Origin of the sequence: Nocardia sp. NPDC058497 (assembly GCF_042720195.1) — a bacterium.
GTDB lineage: Bacteria > Actinomycetota > Actinomycetes > Mycobacteriales > Mycobacteriaceae > Nocardia.
This window is the reverse complement of record NZ_JBHXMY010001040.1, coordinates 1-1097: the sequence shown is the minus strand read 5'-3', so window position 1 is coordinate 1097 and position 1097 is coordinate 1. Positions and strand designations below refer to the sequence as shown.

The 1097-nt window shown below is 62.4% G+C and carries 2 protein-coding genes and 1 pseudogene; 2 read left to right on the top strand and 1 reads right to left on the bottom strand.

Annotation, left to right across the window (positions count from 1 at the left end; genetic code table 11):
- Positions 1-124 precede the first annotated feature (124 nt).
- Positions 125-481: pseudogene (locus tag ACFWPJ_RS33545) on the bottom strand (protoheme IX farnesyltransferase); the annotation flags it as partial.
- 53 nt (positions 482-534) lie between these two features.
- Between ACFWPJ_RS33545 and ACFWPJ_RS33540 the strand changes: the two are divergent.
- Both ACFWPJ_RS33540 and ACFWPJ_RS33535 read left to right on the top strand, forming a co-directional pair.
- Positions 535-876 (top strand): WXG100 family type VII secretion target, encoded by a 342-nt coding sequence (locus ACFWPJ_RS33540; protein ID WP_378857643.1) that lies wholly within the window; start codon positions 535-537, stop codon positions 874-876.
- Positions 870-1097: WXG100 family type VII secretion target (locus ACFWPJ_RS33535; protein WP_378857641.1), on the top strand; the 228-nt coding region annotated here is incomplete at its 3' end. The genes ACFWPJ_RS33540 and ACFWPJ_RS33535, both read left to right, overlap by 7 nt.

Sequence of the window (1097 nt, the reverse complement as noted above, 5' to 3'; positions counted from 1 at the left end):
CCCGCCAAACGCGCGATGGTTAGCCAGGCGCTCGATTGTTAGGCAGGCGAGGCGACCGACATCGGGGCGGGCACGCCAATGGACGGGCAATCCTCCCCGGCCACCGGTGTTCGTTCGAGAAAGCTCAGAGCCCGACGAGGTTACCCAGCGTGGTCCACCCGAGCACTGAGTCGACCGCCCGACCGCAGAACACAACAGCCAGGTAGTTGTTCGACTCCGGAACAACCGCAGCGGCTTCATCGACTCGCTGCGGCGCACCCCGGCATGGAGCTGATGGGCCATCACCAGGAACCATGCACCCGCGACCAGCGCGACGGCCGAGTAGATGACACCGGTCGTGGGCAGCGTGGCGAGCACGGTCAGCCAGGTGTAGATGACGATCTGCTTGTTGACGACCTCCCCAAGCGCACGGCGGCGTCCAGACGAAGAGCGCCAGGAACAGCGCAAGCGCGGGCCAGCCCAGTGCACCGGCGGCCGCCGACCGATCGAACGTCTGCTGTACCCTCACTGACTGAGACCCTGGGGAGGGAAGTGATGACAACCAATGCCGAAGGCGTTGAGCGGGGAGACCTTTCAGTCATTCCTGAGGAGGTGGCGAATGCCGGGGCCTACGTTCAGCAGGTCGCGGAGTCTCTGATCGCAGGGCTGTCCTCGCTCGATTCCGAAATCCAGGGATTATTGGCGTCATGGGAGGGGTCGTCGGCAGAGGCATACACGACAGGCTGGACCGAAACTAAGCATGGCGCTGAAACTGTACTCGGTGCATTGGCTGCGATCGCAGGGCTTCTCGGAGTAACAAGCCGGACTCTTGCCGGCCAAGATTCATCCAACGCGACTGCAATCAGCTCGCTTGACCTACCGGAACTGAATTGGTAGAAAACGCACAGCCTTTCAAAGTTGATCTGTCCGAGCTTGAGCAGGTAACAACCCGGGTCGCGGGATTCAAAGGCTTCCTCGACGACAGCTTAGATGGACTGCAGCAACGTATCGCGGCGATCCAGCAGAACTGGACCGGACAGGCTGCCGACGCACAGGCCCCCCCCATGCCCGAGTGGGGGGGGGGTGGAACAGATTTTGCCCACCGGCTCGAGATCAGT

Bases quoted from the DNA above. Each gene is read 5' to 3' on its own strand.
- ACFWPJ_RS33540 (WP_378857643.1), top strand. From the start codon at position 535: ATGACAACCAATGCCGAAGGCGTTGAGCGGGGAGACCTTTCAGTCATT.